Genomic DNA, 14,808 nt, shown 5'->3' on the forward strand with positions numbered 1-14,808 from the left:
AAAAAACCCGCCTTTCGGCGGGTTTTTTATCAGGTCAGCTGACCGTGGCAGTGCTTGTACTTCTTGCCGGAGCCGCAGGGGCACGGGTCGTTGCGGCCGACCTTCGGGCCTTCGGCCACCGTCGTCGGTACAGCCTGGTCGGCAACCGCATTGTTGCCCGCGCCCATCGCCTGCGCATCGGCATGCTGGAACTGCAGGCGCTGGCCTTCCGCCGCACGCTGCTGCTCCGCTTCCATCGCCGCGACTTCTTCCTCGCTGCGGATACGGATGCGAGCAAGCATCTGCACCACTTCGGTCTTGATGCGATCGAGCATTTCCGAGAACAGCTCGAACGACTCGCGCTTGAACTCCTGCTTCGGCTGCTTCTGCGCATAACCACGCAGATAGATGCCCTGGCGCAGGTAGTCCATGCTCGCAAGATGCTCCTTCCACGCGTTATCGACCACCGAGAGCATCACGTGCTTCTCGAGCGAACGCATGGTCTCGGCACCGACCTGGGTTTCCTTCTCGACGAACAGCTGGTCCACGGCCTGGCGGACGTGCTCCATGATCGCTTCCGAGTCGGCTTCCTTCTGGCCTTCCAGCCAGTGGGCCACGTCGAGACGCAGGTTCAGTTCGCTAGCGAGCTCGCGATCGAGTGCCGGCACATCCCACTGGTCGTCGATGCTGTCGGCCGGTACGAAGCGGCGCACGAGGCCCTCCACCACGTCGGCACGGATGTCGCCGACCATGTCGGAGATATCTTCGGCTTCGAGCAGCTCATCGCGCTGCGCGTAGATGACCTTACGCTGGTCGTTGGCGACGTCGTCGAAGTCGAGGAGGTTCTTGCGGATGTCGAAGTTGTGCTGCTCGACCTTGCGCTGCACCTTTTCGATCTGGCGCGTGATCAGGCGATCTTCCAGCGCCTCGTCTTCCTTCATGCCAAACATCTGCATCCAGCGGCCGATGCGCTCGCCGCCGAAGATACGCATGAGGCTGTCCTGCAGGGACAGGTAGAAGCGCGAAGAGCCCGGATCACCCTGGCGGCCCGAACGGCCACGCAGCTGGTTATCGATGCGGCGGGATTCGTGACGCTCGGTACCGATGATGTGGAGACCACCCGAAGCAAGCACCTGCTCGTGGCGCTTCTTCCACTCGGTGCGCAGCTTCTCGCGGTCGGCATCGGTGGCTTCCGCCGGCAACGCGGCGATCGCGGCTTCAAGGCTACCGCCCAGCACGATATCGGTACCGCGACCGGCCATGTTGGTGGCGATGGTCACGGCGCCCGGGGCACCGGCCTGGGCCACGATGTGCGCTTCGCGTTCGTGCTGCTTCGCGTTGAGCACTTCGTGCGGGATACGCTCTTTCTTCAGCAGGCCGGAAACCAGCTCGGAGACATCGATGGATGCCGTACCGACCAGGACCGGCTGGCCCTTCTCGAAGCATTCCTTGATGTCGGCGATGACCGCCTTGAACTTCGCATCCGGGCCAAGGAAGACCATGTCCGGGTTGTCCTTGCGGACCATCGGCTTGTGGGTCGGGATGACCACCACTTCAAGACCGTAAACCGACTGGAATTCGTAGGCTTCGGTATCGGCCGTACCGGTCATGCCGGCCAGCTTCTTGTACATGCGGAACAGGTTCTGGAACGTCACCGTCGCCAGGGTCTGGTTCTCGCGCTGGATGGGCACGCCTTCCTTCGCTTCCACGGCCTGGTGCAGGCCATCGGACCAGCGGCGGCCGGCCAGGGTACGGCCGGTGAACTCATCCACGATGATGACTTCGCCATCGCGTACGATGTAATCCACATCGCGCTGGTAGATGGCGTTGGCGCGCAGCGCCGCATTCATGTGGTGAACGACCGCGAGGTTCTTCGAATCGTACAGGCCGCTGTCCTGCTCGATGACGCCGGCCTGACGCAGCAGCTGCTCGGCGTGCTCCATGCCCTCTTCGGACATGTGCACCTGCTTCTGCTTCTCGTCGACGAAGTAATCGCCGGCGGCTTCTTCGGTTTCCTGGCGGACCAGGTGCGGCACGACCTTGTTCACCGCGATGTACAGCTGCGGGGAATCTTCGGCCGGGCCAGAAATGATCAGCGGCGTACGGGCTTCGTCGATCAGGATCGAATCGACTTCGTCGACGATGGCGTAGTGCAGGCCGCGCTGGTAGCGCTGGTCGCGGCTCAGGGCCATGTTGTCGCGCAGGTAGTCGAAGCCGAACTCGTTGTTGGTGCCGTAGGTGATATCCGCGGCGTAGGCGCCACGCTTGTCGGCGTGGTCCATGCCCGGGTACACGACGCCGACCGTGAGGCCGAGGAAGTTGTACAGCTTGCCCATCTGCGCCGAGTCACGGCGAGCCAGGTAGTCGTTCACGGTGACGACGTGGGTGCCCTTGCCTTCCAGCGCATTGAGGTACACCGGCAGTGTACCGACGAGGGTCTTGCCTTCACCGGTGCGCATTTCAGCGATGCGGCCGCCATGCAGGACCATGCCGCCGATCATCTGCACGTCGTAGTGACGCATGCCAAGCACGCGCTTGGCGCCCTCGCGGGTGACTGCGAAGGCTTCGGGCAGGATCTTGTCCAGGGACTCGCCGGCGGCGATACGCTGGCGGAATTCCTCGGTCTTGCCACGCAGGGCGTCGTCGGAAAGCTTTTCGAACTCCGGCTCGAGGGCGTTGATGCGCTTGACCGTTTTGGAAAGGTCGCGCAGCACGCGGTCGTTACGGCTGCCGAAAATGCTCGTCAGGGCACGATTGAACATCGATCATCCGGATCTGAAACAAAAGGGATTGCCTGTAAGACCAGAACCTTACCGGCACGAAGGGACGATCATACTACGGGCGCCCCATAACATGCCTTTTAATGGCGGCGCCGGGCCGCCGTTCAAGGCTGTCTCAGCGGTGGCTGCGAACGAAGGCCAGCGGGTTCACCACGCGGTCGTGGTACCAGACCTCGAAATGGACGTGGGAACCGGTCGAGCGGCCCGTGGAGCCGGCCTTCGCGATCACATCACCCACGTGGACGCGTTGGCCCACCGTGGCGACCAGCTTGCTGTTGTGGGCGTAGCGGGTCATGTAGCCGTTGCCGTGGTCGATCTCGATCACGTCGCCGTAGCCATTGCGCTGGCCGGCGAAAGTGACCATGCCCTCGGCCACCGCCGTGACTGGGGTGCCCGTGGGCGCGGCGATATCGATGCCGGTGTGGCGGGCGCTGTGCCCGCTGAACGGATCGGGGCGGCCACCGAAGAACGACGAGATGTAGCCGTTCACCGGCATGCCGGTGGGGCGCAGGTTGGATTCGATCTTGCGATCGAGCAATAGGTCGTTCAGGGCCTGGAGCTGGGCTTGCTGGACATCGAACTGGCCCGCGAGGTCGTCGATACCCTGGTTGAGCTGGACCGGCGCCATGGCGCCTTCGTCCTTGCCGGTGGTCAGCTCGGGGCCACCCTGGCCGGGATCTTCGTCGAAGTTGAACTCGCCATCATCGAGCTTGCCGACCTGGGTCAGGCGCTCGCCGAGGGCGTTGAGGCGGATCGACTGGGCCTGGAGCTGGCCGAGCTTCACGGCCAGGGCATCGATATCGCGCTGCGAATCGGCTTTGATCCGGGCGATGCGGGCATCGGCGTCCGAGGCCGTGGTGGCGACCGGATGGCGCGGGCCAGCGATGGCCAGCGCGAGAGCGGCGCCGACGCCGGCGATGCCGATGGCACCGGCCACCGCCATGATGGCGAGCTTGCAGCGCATGCGCCGGCAAGCGAGGTTTAGCGTTTTTGGCCCTTTATGGCCGCGTGGTACGAGTATGATCTGCATACGTTCTTCATCGAATAAGTTCTGTCGGTCTATGCCACCGCCGTACCAGCCATCCCGACCGAGAACGCGTGGACTCAAGTCCATCGCGGATGTCGGGCCTGTCGCCAAGCTTGCCCATAGGGCTCGCGAGCTCGACACGCTGGACCGCCAGCTGCGCGCGACGCTTCCTGCACCGTTGCGCGAGCACGTCCGCTTCGCGGACCTTCGCGACGGCCGGCTCGTCTTCCTTGCGCCCTCGTCGGCCTGGGCTTCGCGGGTGCGCCTTTACCAGGCGCAGATCCTTGAAGCTGCCCGCGCCATTGGCGCGAAGGCCTTCTCGGTTGCCGTGAAAGTGGCCCCCCTGCCGGTTGAGCCACCAGGGCCCGACCCGCTTAAACCGCTTTCCACCGGGGCTGCCCGTCATCTGAGGGCGGCCGCGGCGTCACTCTCCGATCCCACGTTGCGGGATCTCTTCCTTGATTTGGCCTCCGTGGCCGATAAACCTTCTGATTCCGATACTTAACGTTCCGCCCGTGCGGTGCGTAAGTGCCACCGGATCGTCCGGTGGGCGGACTTTATAGCACGCATGATCGTTGTGAACACCTAAAGTGCACGTAAAGTTCACGATTGTGACGGGATTCACCGGGGTTCCGGGCATCGCCCGTTAAGACGTTACGTAGGGCTACGTAGGGCTGTTCGAGACGGCTCGCCTTCGGCTTCGCGGGGCTCGGCTTACGCCATCGCTTTTGCGCTCGGACGTCTCCGGAAAGAGCCCTTGGCGCCCACCCTCGCTGCTCAGACAAGTCTCCAACGTTCGAAAGGGAGGCCCCTCCGGGGCCATGTACCTGATTGGCCTACGGCCGCGAACCGGCGTACGGACGGGGGTTTGAAACTCGCCTTCCCTGGCTCGGTTTCAAACGAGCGGCCATCCATGGCCGGCCCCGCCGGTGGCGGCTGTTCCCGTCCGCCCGCCTCGTCGCCGACAACTCGCCTCGAGGGTGGGCGCCAAGGCCTCTCGGACACACCGAGGCAAATCGATGGGAAAGCCACCGCCGGCAACACGGCCGACCTCGCGACGTCCCGCACCTGACAAACAACCGAAACACCCGGCCGTAGGAGCCCACCCTGTGGGCGACATCTTTCGCCTCAACGCCCAGGCCCTCTCGCACGGCACGATCGATCAAGAGCCAGACGCCGCAAGACCCGGACTCTGCCGCGAACGGCGTCGCCCACAGGGTGGGCTCCTACGGGGAGGCGTTGGGTGGGCGTTGGGTGGGCGTTGGGTTGTCGGTGGGGTTCTACCTCGAGCGACGAGGCCTGCTGCCACGGCCCCGTTGCCGGCTCTCCTCTCACGAAACCTCAGTGCCTCAGAGAGCCCTCGGCGCCCACCCTCGAGGCGAGTTTCGCAGGCGAGGGCGACGGGCGGGAACAGCCGCCGAAGGCGGGAGCGGCCATGGAGGGCCGCTCGTTTGAAACCGAGCCAGGATGGCGAGTTTCAAACCCCCGCCCGGCGACCGGTTCGCGGCCGTAGGCCAATCAAATACATGGCCCCGGAGGGGCATCCCTTTCGAACGACGAGGACCTGTCTGAGCAGCGAGGGTGGGCGCCGAGGGCTCTCCTGCGACCACGTCCGAGCGCTACCGCGATGGCCAAAGGCCGAGCCAGCCCAACGCGATGCCGAAGGCGAGCCCTATCGAGCGGGCACAAAAAAACCCGCCGGAGCGGGTTTTTTCGTGGATGCCTGGGAGGCTTAGACCGCCTGCGCCGGGTGGGCGTAGCTGATCGGGGCCTTTGCCGGATCCTTGAAGCTCACTTCTTCCCATGCCGTCACGTCCGCCATCAGGCTGCGGAGCAGCTTGTTGTTCAGTTCGTGGCCCGACTTGTGCGCCGAGTAAGCGCCGATCAGGCTGTGGCCCAGCATGTAGATGTCGCCGATGGCATCGAGGATCTTGTGCTTCACGAACTCGTTGTCGTAACGCAGGCCATCTTCGTTCAGCACGCGGTAGTCATCGAGCACCACGGCGTTATCCATCGAACCGCCCAGGGTCAGGTTGCGCTCGCGCAGTGCCTCGATATCACGCATGAAACCGAAGGTGCGGGCGCGGCTGACTTCCTTGACGAACGACGTGGTCGAGAAATCCATCTCGGCCTGGGAATTGCGCTTATTAAAGAGCGGGTGGTCGAACTCGACCGAGAAGCCCACCTTGAAGCCGTCGAACGGCTCGAGCTTCGCCCACTTGTCGCCATCGCGGACCACGACCGGCTTCTTAATGCGGATAAAGCGCTTCGGGGCGTCCTGCTCCTCGATGCCAGCGGACTGGATCAGGAACACGAACGGACCGGCGCTGCCGTCCATGATCGGCACTTCAGGGGCCGACAGGTCGACGTACGCATTATCGATACCGAGGCCAGCCATCGCCGAGAGCAGGTGCTCAACCGTCGACACGCGGACATCGCCATGGATAAGCGTGGTGGAAAGGCGGGTATCGCCCACGTTTTCCGGACGCGACTTGAGCTCAACCGGCGGGCTGAGGTCGGTGCGACGGAACACGATGCCCGTATTAGGGGCGGCGGGGCGAAGCGTCATGTACACCTTGTCGCCCGTATGAAGGCCGACGCCGGTGGCGCGAATGACGTTTTTAAGAGTGCGCTGCTTGATCATGATGGGTCAAACCTTGGTGGCAGCAGCCAGGCGTGGCGTACATGCTAACACAGTCTTAACCTCGGAATAAATAAACCGCCGAGTACAGTCTTGGATATCTTTCACCAACCCTTCAGGAAATTGGTGCAAGCCATTCGCATTTGGAACGGGATCTAACGGTTTAGTTCCCGGTGGGTTGACCGGGGTTGCCGTTTTTTCGTCCGGCCCGCGTTTCCTGCAGGGGCACGAAGGTGCCCCGCCGCCCGGACGGGAACGGCGGCGGGGCACCCGGGAGGGCCGGCGTCTTGCCGGGCCCTACCCCACGTCATCCTTAACGTGCCTGGTGTATGGCGTGTGTGCCGCTTAGTCGGCCTGGCGACGCAGGAAGGCCGGGATATCGAGGTAATCGATCGCCGGTTCGGCGTTCTTCGGGGCCGGAGCCGCCGGAGCTGCCTCCGCGCGCGGGCTCGACGAGATCGTCGGCTCGGCGTGGTGGGCGTAATCGACCACTTCGTTACCCGTACCCGTGCGCAGCACGACCGGGCGCGGACGCTGGCGCATTTCCACCTGCTGCTGGACCGGCTGGCGGACCGGCTGCTTGGCAGCGGCCGTACCACGGTTCAGGCCGGTCGCGACCACGGTCACGCGGACGTCGTCCTGCATGTCCGGGTCGAGCGAGGTGCCGATCACCACGGTCGCGTCTTCCGAAGCGAAATCGTGGATGACGCGGCCGATCTCGTCGAACTCGCGCATGGTCAGGTTCGGGCCGGCCGTGACGTTGACCAGGATGCCGCAGGCACCGGCCAGGTTCACGTCTTCCAGCAGCGGGTTGTTGATGGCGGACTCGGCGGCAGCCTGCGCGCGATCGTCGCCGCGGGCGGTACCCGAACCCATCATCGCCATGCCCATCTCGCTCATGACGGTGCGCACGTCGGCAAAGTCGACGTTGATCAGGCCCGGGGCCGTGATCAGGTCGGCGATACCCTGCACCGCGCCGAGCAGCACGTCGTTGGCCGCCTTGAAGGCGTTCAGCAGCGTGACTTCACGGCCGAGGACCGAGAGCAGCTTTTCGTTCGGCACGGTGATCAGCGAATCCACGTGCTGCGACAGGTCTTCGATACCCTTCAGGGCGACCTGCATACGGCGGCGGCCTTCGAACGGGAACGGCTTGGTCACCACGGCGACCGTGAGGATGCCCTTCTCCTTCGCCAGCTGGGCCACGACCGGAGCCGCACCCGTACCGGTACCACCACCCATGCCGCAGGTGATGAAGACCATGTCCGCGCCTTCGAGCATTTCCTCGATGCGCTCGCGATCTTCCAGAGCGGCCTGGCGGCCCACTTCCGGATTGGCGCCCGCGCCCAGGCCCTTGGTGACATTGCCACCGAGCTGCAGGTGCGTGCGACCGCCGCAGGTCTTCATGGCCTGCGCGTCGGTGTTGGCGACAACGAACTCGACGCCTTCGATATTGGAGCTCACCATGTGGGCCACGGCGTTACCGCCGCCACCACCCACGCCGATGACCTTGATGACCGCATTCGGTGCCAGTTTTTCGATCAGTTCGAACATTTCCCGTCCTCCGCAGAACTTTTAGTTTTTTTGGTTTATGTCCCAGGGGCGACTCCTGTCGACCATGGGTGGCGGGCCTTCCTATTGCCCCGGCGCCCCCCTTCCATCGGGCACCGACTTTCCGGTTTGGAACCTTTTAGAAGTTCTTCGTAAACCAGCTACGGAACTTCTCCACCACGCTACCGACGTTGCCGACGGGCGAGTGGCTGTGGCGCGCACCACCACCGCTGGCGCGGGCGCCGTGCAGCAGCAGGCCTACGCCCGTGGAATGCAATTCACTGGAGACGACATCGCCCAGGCCGGAGACGTGTTGCGGCACGCCGACGCGGACCATCTTGTGGAAAATTTCTTCCGCCAGTTCGAGCGCGCCTTCCATGCGTGCCGCGCCACCCGTCAGCACGATGCCGGCGGCCACGAGGCTTTCGTAACCCGAGCGGCGCAGTTCGTCCTGCACCATCTCGAAGATTTCCTCATAGCGTGCCTGCACGGATTGCGCGAGCGCCTGGCGGGCCAGGCGACGCGGCGGGCGATCGCCCACGCTCGGCACCTGGATGGTTTCTTCCGCGTGGGCCAGCTGGGCCAGCGCACACGCATATTTGATTTTGATCTCTTCCGCGTGAGCGGTAGGTGTGTGCACGCCATACGCGATATCGTTCGTCACCTGGTCGCCGCCGACCGGCAGCGACTTGGTGTAACGGATCGAACCCTGCGTGTAGATCGCGATGTCCGTCGTGCCCGCGCCGATGTCGACGAGGCACACGCCGAGTTCCAGCTCGTCTTCGGTCAGCACGGACTTCGCGCTCGCGACGGCAGCCGGCACCAACTCATCCACGGACAGGCCGCAACGCTGGATGCACTTCGAGATGTTCTGCACCGCGGAAGCCGCACCCGTCACCAGATGCACGCTGGCTTCCAGGCGCACGCCGCTCATGCCGACCGGGTGGCGGATGCCGTCCTGGCCGTCGATGCGGTATTCCTGCGATTCCTTGTAGAGCACCTTGCGGTCAGCCGGAATCGCCACGGCGCTCGCGGCTTCCAGCACCTGCTCCAGGTCGCCCGCCATCACCTCACGGTCGCGGATAGCAGCGGTGCCGTGCGAATTACGGGTTTCCAGGTGGCTGCCGGAAATCGAGGCGTAGACGGAGCGGATATCGCAGCCCGCCATCAGCTCGGCCTCTTCCACGGCGCGCTGGATGGAGTGCACGGTCGATTCGATATCCACGACCGAGCCGCGCTTCATGCCGCGCGAGACGTGGGTGCCGATGCCGATCACTTCGATCGGTTCGCCCGGCTCGTATTCGCCAACGATCGCGACGACCTTGGAGGTGCCGATGTCGAGGCCGACGACGAGCTGTTTGTCGTTCTTGTTTCTCATGTTCTAGCTCAGGTTCCGACCTTGGGTGTGGCCGTGTTGTCCGATGGCGGCCACCGGATGGCGAATCCGTTGGTGTAACGCAGGTCGGCGTAAGCGAAACCGCTACGATGACCGGCAACGAGTTGGGGGTACACATCGAGGAAGCGCGCGAGGCGGCGGTCGGCCTGTTCACGGTCACCGATGACGATCTCCGCACCGCTATCCATGATCACGCTCCAGCTGCCGCGCTGGGTGAGCGAAACGCCGGTAACCGACATTCCCGCCCTGCCCTCGAACGCCTTGCGCACCTGGGCGTAGAAGCTCACTACTTCCGCCAGCCTCGAGTCCGGGCCCGAAAGCCGCGGCAAGTCACCCATCTGGTCAGCGCCCGGTGCATCGAACACCTGGCCCTGGCGGCTGATGAGGCGATCTTCGTTCCAGCGGGCAAACGGCTGGCGTTCGTAGATGCGCACCAGGAGCGTATCGGGCCAGCGCTTCCGCACCTCCACCGATTCCACCCACGGCAGGCTGCCAATCGACGCGCGCACGCTCTCCAGGTCCGTGGCAAAGAAGCCCTTGCCGAGGTGCGGGATCGCTGCGCTACGGATCTGCTCCGCGCTCACGTGGGTGAACTCCGCCTCCACCTTCAGCTGGGTCACCGGCCAACGGCCGGAGGCAAACCAGCCCTGCATCACGCCCACGACAGGCAACGCCACCAAGGTGATGGCGATAGCCCATGCGACGATCCGCGTGGCGGCGGCTCCCTTCATTACTTCAGAGCCTCCCGTTCCATGGAGGTTTCCAGCACGCGCCAGCACAGGCCCGGGTAATCCAGGCCAGCGACGGCGGCAGCCTTCGGCACAAGCGAGTGCGAGGTCATGCCCGGCGCGGTGTTCACTTCGAGCAGCCAGTTCTTGCCGTGGCGGTCACGCATCACATCGACGCGGCCCCAGCCGAAGCAATCCAGCGCATCGAACGCCTTGATCGCCAGCGCGCGCATCTCGTCTTCCGCCGCGCCGGAGAGGCCCGGGCAGAGGTACTGCGTTTCATCCGAGATGTACTTGGCGTTGTAGTCGTAGTACTCGCCAGCCGGCACGATCTTGATGGTCGGCAGCACGTCGCGGCCGACGATGCCGACGGTGAACTCGCCACCTTCCTGCGCGTCGCCTTCGATCAGCGTTTCCATCAGCATATCGCCGGGATAGCGCTGAGCGAGTGCCACGGCCTCGTCGAGATCTTCTTCCTTGAAGACGCGGCTCACGCCCACGCTCGAGCCTTCCCAGGCGGGCTTCACGATCAGCGGGAAACCGATCTCACGCGCAGCGGCGTGCACATCGGCACCGCGCGGCAGCGCCTTGAACTTCGGGGTCGGCAGGCCCAGCGCGATCCACACCTGCTTGGCGCGGACCTTGTCGAGCGAAAGCGCCGAACCGAGCACGCCCGAACCGGTGTACGGAATGCCAAGCGACTGCAGCGCGCCCTGGAGCTCGCCGTTCTCGCCACCCGCACCGTGCAGGATGTTGAACACGCGGGCGAAGTGGCCAGCGCGCACGGCATCAAGCAGCGCGGGAATGCCATCGATGGCGTGTGCGTCGACACCGGCGCTACGCAGCGCCTCGAGCACACCCTTGCCGGAGTTCAGCGAAACCTCGCGCTCGGCCGAATTGCCGCCCATGACCACGGCGACGCGGCCGAACTCGGCGGCATCGGTGACACGGCGCGGGAAACGGGTACTGCTCATTACTTCGACGTCCTCAGGTTGCCGGCGTTGCCCAGCTCAACAGCCGCCGCGCCGATGTCGCCGGCGCCCAGCAGCATGATCAGATCGTTATCGCGAGCCAGCGCGGAAAGCGTGGCGCGCAGGTCGCGCGGGTGGTCGACCAGCACGGGATCGGTCTTGCCACGCGCGCGGATGGCGCGGGCGAGCGCCTTGCCGTCGGCGCCCGCGATCGGCGATTCGCCGGCCGGGTACACCTCGGTCAGCACCAGCACGTCGGTCTCGGCGAGCACGTTGGCGAAATCATCGAGCAGGTCGCGCGTACGGCTGTAGCGATGCGGCTGGAACGCGACGACCAGGCGGCGATCCGGCCAGCCGCCGCGAGCGGCGGCAAACACCGCAGCGAGCTCGCGCGGGTGGTGGCCATAATCGTCCACCAGCAGCGCGGAACCCTGGTCCAGGGCGATCTCGCCGCGGCGATGGAAACGGCGGCCCACGCCTTCGAAACCGGCGAGCGCATGCGCAATGGCTTCCGGCTCGACGCCCAGCTGCCAACCCACGGCGGCCGCGGCGAGCGCGTTCTGCACGTTGTGGCGGCCCGGCAGGTTCAGCGTGACGGCGACCGCATCGACCAGGCCCGGCAGGTGCAGGTCGAACTGCATCTGGAAGCCCACCTGGCGCACGTTCGTCGCGGTGACGTCGGCGGAGGCATTGTCGATGCCGTAGGTGATGAGGCGGCGCGACGTATCCTGCGCCAGCTTCTTCGTTTCTTCGTCGTCGATGCACAGCACGGCCACGCCGTAGAACGGCAGGCGATGCAGGAAATCGCCAAAGGCCTTCTTCACCTGGGCGAAGTCGCCGTTGTAGTTCTCGAGGTGATCGGCGTCGATGTTGGTGACGACCGCCATCACCGGCGAGAGCATCAGGAACGAACCATCCGACTCATCGGCCTCGGCCACGAGGTACTGGCCCGTGCCCAGGCGCGCGTTCGCACCGGCGGCGTTGAGCTGGCCACCGATCACGAAGGTCGGGTCGTATTCGGCTTCGGCGAGCACGCTGGCGACCAGGCTGGTGGTGGTGGTCTTGCCGTGCGTACCGGCGATAGCAATGCCACGGCGGAAACGCATCAGCTCGCCGAGCATCTCCGCGCGCGGCACGGTCGGAATGCGCGCAGCGCGCGCGGCGACCAGCTCCGGGTTGTCCTGGCGGATGGCGCTGGAGATCACGACGACGTCAGCGCCATCGATATTGCTGGCCTGGTGGCCGATGTGCACTTCCACGCCCAGCTTGGCCAGGCGGTCGGTGGTCGGCGACGGCGCGCGATCGGAACCGGACACGCTGTAGCCAAGATTCGCCAGCACTTCGGCGATACCGCTCATGCCCACGCCGCCCACGCCAATGAAATGGACACGGCGGAACGAGGTCATGAAATCATCGTGGGCGCGCAAACGACCGGGCGTCATGCGGAAACCTCCATGCAGTGACGGGCAATCGTTGATGCAGCGTCGGGTTTAGCAAGCGAACGCGAGGCGTTCGCGGCGGTAAGGATCTGCTCGCGGTCGGCGAACAGATCGACAAGCAGCTGCGCGAGCGAACGCGCGGCGTCGGCTTCGTTGAGCGAGGCATCGGTCACGATGCGTGCGCCACCCACGTCGACCATGGCGCGGGCATTCGCGGTCTGGTGGTCATCCACCGCGTGCGGGAACGGCACCAGCACGGCCTCGAGGCCCGCGGCGCAAAGCTCGGCGACGGTCAGCGCGCCGGCACGGCACACGACCACGTCGGCCCACTCATACGCACCGGCCATGTCGTCGATGAACGGTACGACGTTCGCGGCGACGCCGGCGGCCGTATAGGCATCCACGGCTTCGTCGAGGCCACGCTCGCCGGTCTGGTGCACCACGTCCGGGCGCACATCATGGGCGGCGAGCAAGGCCAGCGCCTTCGGCAGGCTGGTGTTCAAGGTCCGGGCGCCGAGGCTGCCGCCGAGCACCAGCAGGCGCGGCGCGCCGCTGCGCTGATGAAAGCGCACGGCTGGCGCCGGGAGCGCAGCGATCGAAGCGCGCACCGGGTTACCCACCCACTCCGCGCCAGGCAGCACGTTGGGGAAACCGGTCAGCACGCGCTTCGCAAACGAAGCGAGCTTGCGGTTGGTGAAGCCGGCCACGGCGTTCTGCTCATGCACCACGAGCGGAATACCGGCCAGGCGCGCGGCGACACCGGCTGGTCCGGCCACGTAGCCACCCATCGACAGCACGCAACGCGGGCGCAGCTTGCGCAGCAGCGCCAGCGCCTGGAACAGCGCACGGGCCAGCATCAGCGGTGCGAGTACGCGGGTCTTCAGGCCCTTACCGCGCAAGCCACCGACCTGCATGGTGTGCAGTGCGATGTCGTGCTTCGGTACCACGCGGGTTTCCATGCCGCCCTCGGCACCGAGCCACGCCACCGGCACGCCCTGCGCACGCAGTTCGTCGGCTACGGCCAGGCCGGGGAAGATATGGCCACCGGTACCACCGGCCATGATCAGGACGGGGCCGCTCATGCGACACCTCCGATCGGTGCCGACGTGGGCACGGCAACGGACGGATTACGCACGGCGGTCTGCCGGGCATCTTCCGCACGGTTGATTTCGAAGGTGGCGCGCAGCAGCACGCCGACCATGCAGCAGGTCATCAGCACCGACGAACCGCCCGAGCTGATCAGCGGCAGGGTCAGGCCCTTGGTCGGCAGCACGCCCAGGTTCACGCCGATCGAGACCATGGCCTGGAAGCCGAGCATCAGCGAAATGCCGTACGCCACATAGCCGGAGAAGCGATGGCCGAGCTCAACGCCCTTCAGGCCGATGTACAGGCCGCGGCCCACCAGCACGACATACAGGCCGATCACGGTGGCGATGCCTGCCAGGCCGAGCTCTTCAGCGAGCACGGCAAGGATAAAGTCGGTATGCGCTTCGGGCAGGTAGAACAGCTTCTGCACGCTCGAGCCCAGGCCCACGCCGAGCCACTCGCCGCGGCCCACGGCGATCAGCGCCTGGGTGAGCTGGAAACCGTCGTTGAACGGATCCTTCCACGGATCGAGGAACGAGGTGAGGCGCTTGATGCGGTAATCCTCGGCGGTCGCCGCGTAGATCAGCAGCGGCACCAGCGGCATGGCCAGCAGCAACAGGTTGCGCATGCGCGCGCCCGCCAGCCAGACCATGCCCACCGTGGTCGCCACCACCAGCGCGGCCGAACCGAAGTCGGGCTGGGCCAGCAACAGCAACACGATGAAACCAGCCACGCCGATCGGCTTCACCACGCCGAACAGTTCGTATTCCACGCCTTCGCGGTGGCGCACGAGGTAGCTGGACAGGTAAGCAACCAGGATCAGCTTCATCGCCTCGACGGGCTGGAAGCTGGTGACGAACAGGTTGATCCAGCGGCGCGCACCGTTGATACGCATGCCGAAGCCCGGCACGAACACCAGCAGCAGGCCGACGACGCCAAGCAGGAGCAACAGCGTGCTGTGCTTCTCGATCACCTTGAGCTCGGTGCGCATCGCGACACCCGCCAGGATGCAGCCGCCGACCAGGAAGCCGATGTGCTTCTTGAGGTAATAGAAGGCGCCCACGTGCGAGCCATCGGCCACGGCGATCGAGGCGGAGGTGACCATCACCACGCCGATCGCTGCGAGCGCAAGCGCAGCCACGAGCAGCGGGGTGTCGAAACTCCCCCGCGGGCCCTGGCGGCGCTGTGCCTGCTTGTTACCGAAGCCAAACAT

11 protein-coding genes are annotated in these 14,808 nt (G+C 65.3%); 1 reads left to right on the forward strand and 10 read right to left on the reverse strand.

Annotated elements, in window-relative coordinates:
- Window positions 1-29 precede the first annotated feature (29 nt).
- Window positions 30-2,741 (reverse strand): preprotein translocase subunit SecA, encoded by a 2,712-nt coding sequence (gene secA, locus L2Y96_RS18610; RefSeq protein ID WP_247329181.1) that lies wholly within the window; start codon window positions 2,739-2,741, stop codon window positions 30-32.
- A 133-nt stretch (window positions 2,742-2,874) separates the two neighbouring features.
- Window positions 2,875-3,789 carry a M23 family metallopeptidase gene (locus tag L2Y96_RS18615; protein ID WP_247329183.1) on the reverse strand — a complete coding sequence of 305 codons (915 nt, stop codon included), beginning with the start codon at window positions 3,787-3,789 and terminating at the stop codon, window positions 2,875-2,877.
- A gap of 31 nt (window positions 3,790-3,820) precedes the next feature.
- Between L2Y96_RS18615 and L2Y96_RS18620 the strand changes: the two genes are divergently transcribed.
- Window positions 3,821-4,291 carry a DciA family protein gene (locus tag L2Y96_RS18620; RefSeq protein ID WP_247337134.1) on the forward strand — a complete coding sequence of 157 codons (471 nt, stop codon included), beginning with the start codon at window positions 3,821-3,823 and terminating at the stop codon, window positions 4,289-4,291.
- Window positions 4,292-5,518: 1,227 nt separating this feature from the next.
- On the opposite strand, the gene lpxC is transcribed toward L2Y96_RS18620, so the two are convergent.
- The 8 genes from lpxC to ftsW all read right to left on the reverse strand — a co-directional run bounded on the left by lpxC (window position 5,519) and on the right by ftsW (window position 14,808).
- On the reverse strand, window positions 5,519-6,430 hold the full coding sequence (gene lpxC / locus L2Y96_RS18625; RefSeq protein ID WP_247329185.1) for a UDP-3-O-acyl-N-acetylglucosamine deacetylase: 912 nt from the start codon (window positions 6,428-6,430) through the stop codon (window positions 5,519-5,521).
- Between the two features lie 342 nt (window positions 6,431-6,772).
- Window positions 6,773-7,978, reverse strand: a complete 1,206-nt coding sequence (gene ftsZ, locus L2Y96_RS18630; protein ID WP_247329186.1) for a cell division protein FtsZ — start codon at window positions 7,976-7,978, stop codon at window positions 6,773-6,775.
- A gap of 136 nt (window positions 7,979-8,114) precedes the next feature.
- Entirely contained in the window at window positions 8,115-9,353 is a 1,239-nt protein-coding gene (gene ftsA / locus L2Y96_RS18635; protein WP_247329188.1) for a cell division protein FtsA, read from the reverse strand.
- Window positions 9,354-9,361: 8 nt separating this feature from the next.
- The gene (locus L2Y96_RS18640) at window positions 9,362-10,102 is read right to left on the reverse strand and encodes a cell division protein FtsQ/DivIB (protein ID WP_247329190.1); all 741 of its coding nucleotides are present in this window, start codon (window positions 10,100-10,102) and stop codon (window positions 9,362-9,364) included.
- A complete protein-coding gene (locus L2Y96_RS18645) occupies window positions 10,102-11,073 on the reverse strand; it encodes a D-alanine--D-alanine ligase (protein WP_247329192.1) in 972 nt (323 codons plus the stop codon). The genes L2Y96_RS18640 and L2Y96_RS18645 overlap by 1 nt, the downstream gene beginning before the upstream one ends.
- Window positions 11,073-12,512 carry a UDP-N-acetylmuramate--L-alanine ligase gene (gene murC, locus L2Y96_RS18650; RefSeq protein WP_247329194.1) on the reverse strand — a complete coding sequence of 480 codons (1,440 nt, stop codon included), beginning with the start codon at window positions 12,510-12,512 and terminating at the stop codon, window positions 11,073-11,075. The genes L2Y96_RS18645 and murC overlap by 1 nt, the downstream gene beginning before the upstream one ends.
- The gene (gene murG / locus L2Y96_RS18655) at window positions 12,509-13,591 is read right to left on the reverse strand and encodes an undecaprenyldiphospho-muramoylpentapeptide beta-N-acetylglucosaminyltransferase (protein WP_247329196.1); all 1,083 of its coding nucleotides are present in this window, start codon (window positions 13,589-13,591) and stop codon (window positions 12,509-12,511) included. The genes murC and murG overlap by 4 nt, the downstream gene beginning before the upstream one ends.
- Window positions 13,588-14,808, reverse strand: a complete 1,221-nt coding sequence (ftsW, locus tag L2Y96_RS18660; protein WP_247329198.1) for a putative lipid II flippase FtsW — start codon at window positions 14,806-14,808, stop codon at window positions 13,588-13,590. The genes murG and ftsW overlap by 4 nt, the downstream gene beginning before the upstream one ends.

The organism is Luteibacter aegosomaticola, assembly GCF_023078475.1.
Taxonomy (GTDB): domain Bacteria; phylum Pseudomonadota; class Gammaproteobacteria; order Xanthomonadales; family Rhodanobacteraceae; genus Luteibacter; species Luteibacter aegosomaticola.

Excerpts from the sequence above, each read along its gene's own strand:
- L2Y96_RS18615 (WP_247329183.1), bottom strand. The coding sequence starts at position 3,789 with ATGCAGATCATACTCGTACCACGCGGCCATAAAGGGCCAAAAACGCTA.
- lpxC (WP_247329185.1), bottom strand. The coding sequence starts at position 6,430 with ATGATCAAGCAGCGCACTCTTAAAAACGTCATTCGCGCCACCGGCGTC.
- murG (WP_247329196.1), bottom strand. The coding sequence starts at position 13,591 with ATGAGCGGCCCCGTCCTGATCATGGCCGGTGGTACCGGTGGCCATATC.
- L2Y96_RS18640 (WP_247329190.1), bottom strand. The coding sequence starts at position 10,102 with ATGAAGGGAGCCGCCGCCACGCGGATCGTCGCATGGGCTATCGCCATC.
- ftsW (WP_247329198.1), bottom strand. The coding sequence starts at position 14,808 with ATGTTTGGCTTCGGTAACAAGCAGGCACAGCGCCGCCAGGGCCCGCGG.
- ftsA (WP_247329188.1), bottom strand. The coding sequence starts at position 9,353 with ATGAGAAACAAGAACGACAAACAGCTCGTCGTCGGCCTCGACATCGGC.
- secA (WP_247329181.1), bottom strand. The coding sequence starts at position 2,741 with ATGTTCAATCGTGCCCTGACGAGCATTTTCGGCAGCCGTAACGACCGC.
- ftsZ (WP_247329186.1), bottom strand. The coding sequence starts at position 7,978 with ATGTTCGAACTGATCGAAAAACTGGCACCGAATGCGGTCATCAAGGTC.
- murC (WP_247329194.1), bottom strand. The coding sequence starts at position 12,512 with ATGACGCCCGGTCGTTTGCGCGCCCACGATGATTTCATGACCTCGTTC.
- L2Y96_RS18620 (WP_247337134.1), top strand. The coding sequence starts at position 3,821 with ATGCCACCGCCGTACCAGCCATCCCGACCGAGAACGCGTGGACTCAAG.
- L2Y96_RS18645 (WP_247329192.1), bottom strand. The coding sequence starts at position 11,073 with ATGAGCAGTACCCGTTTCCCGCGCCGTGTCACCGATGCCGCCGAGTTC.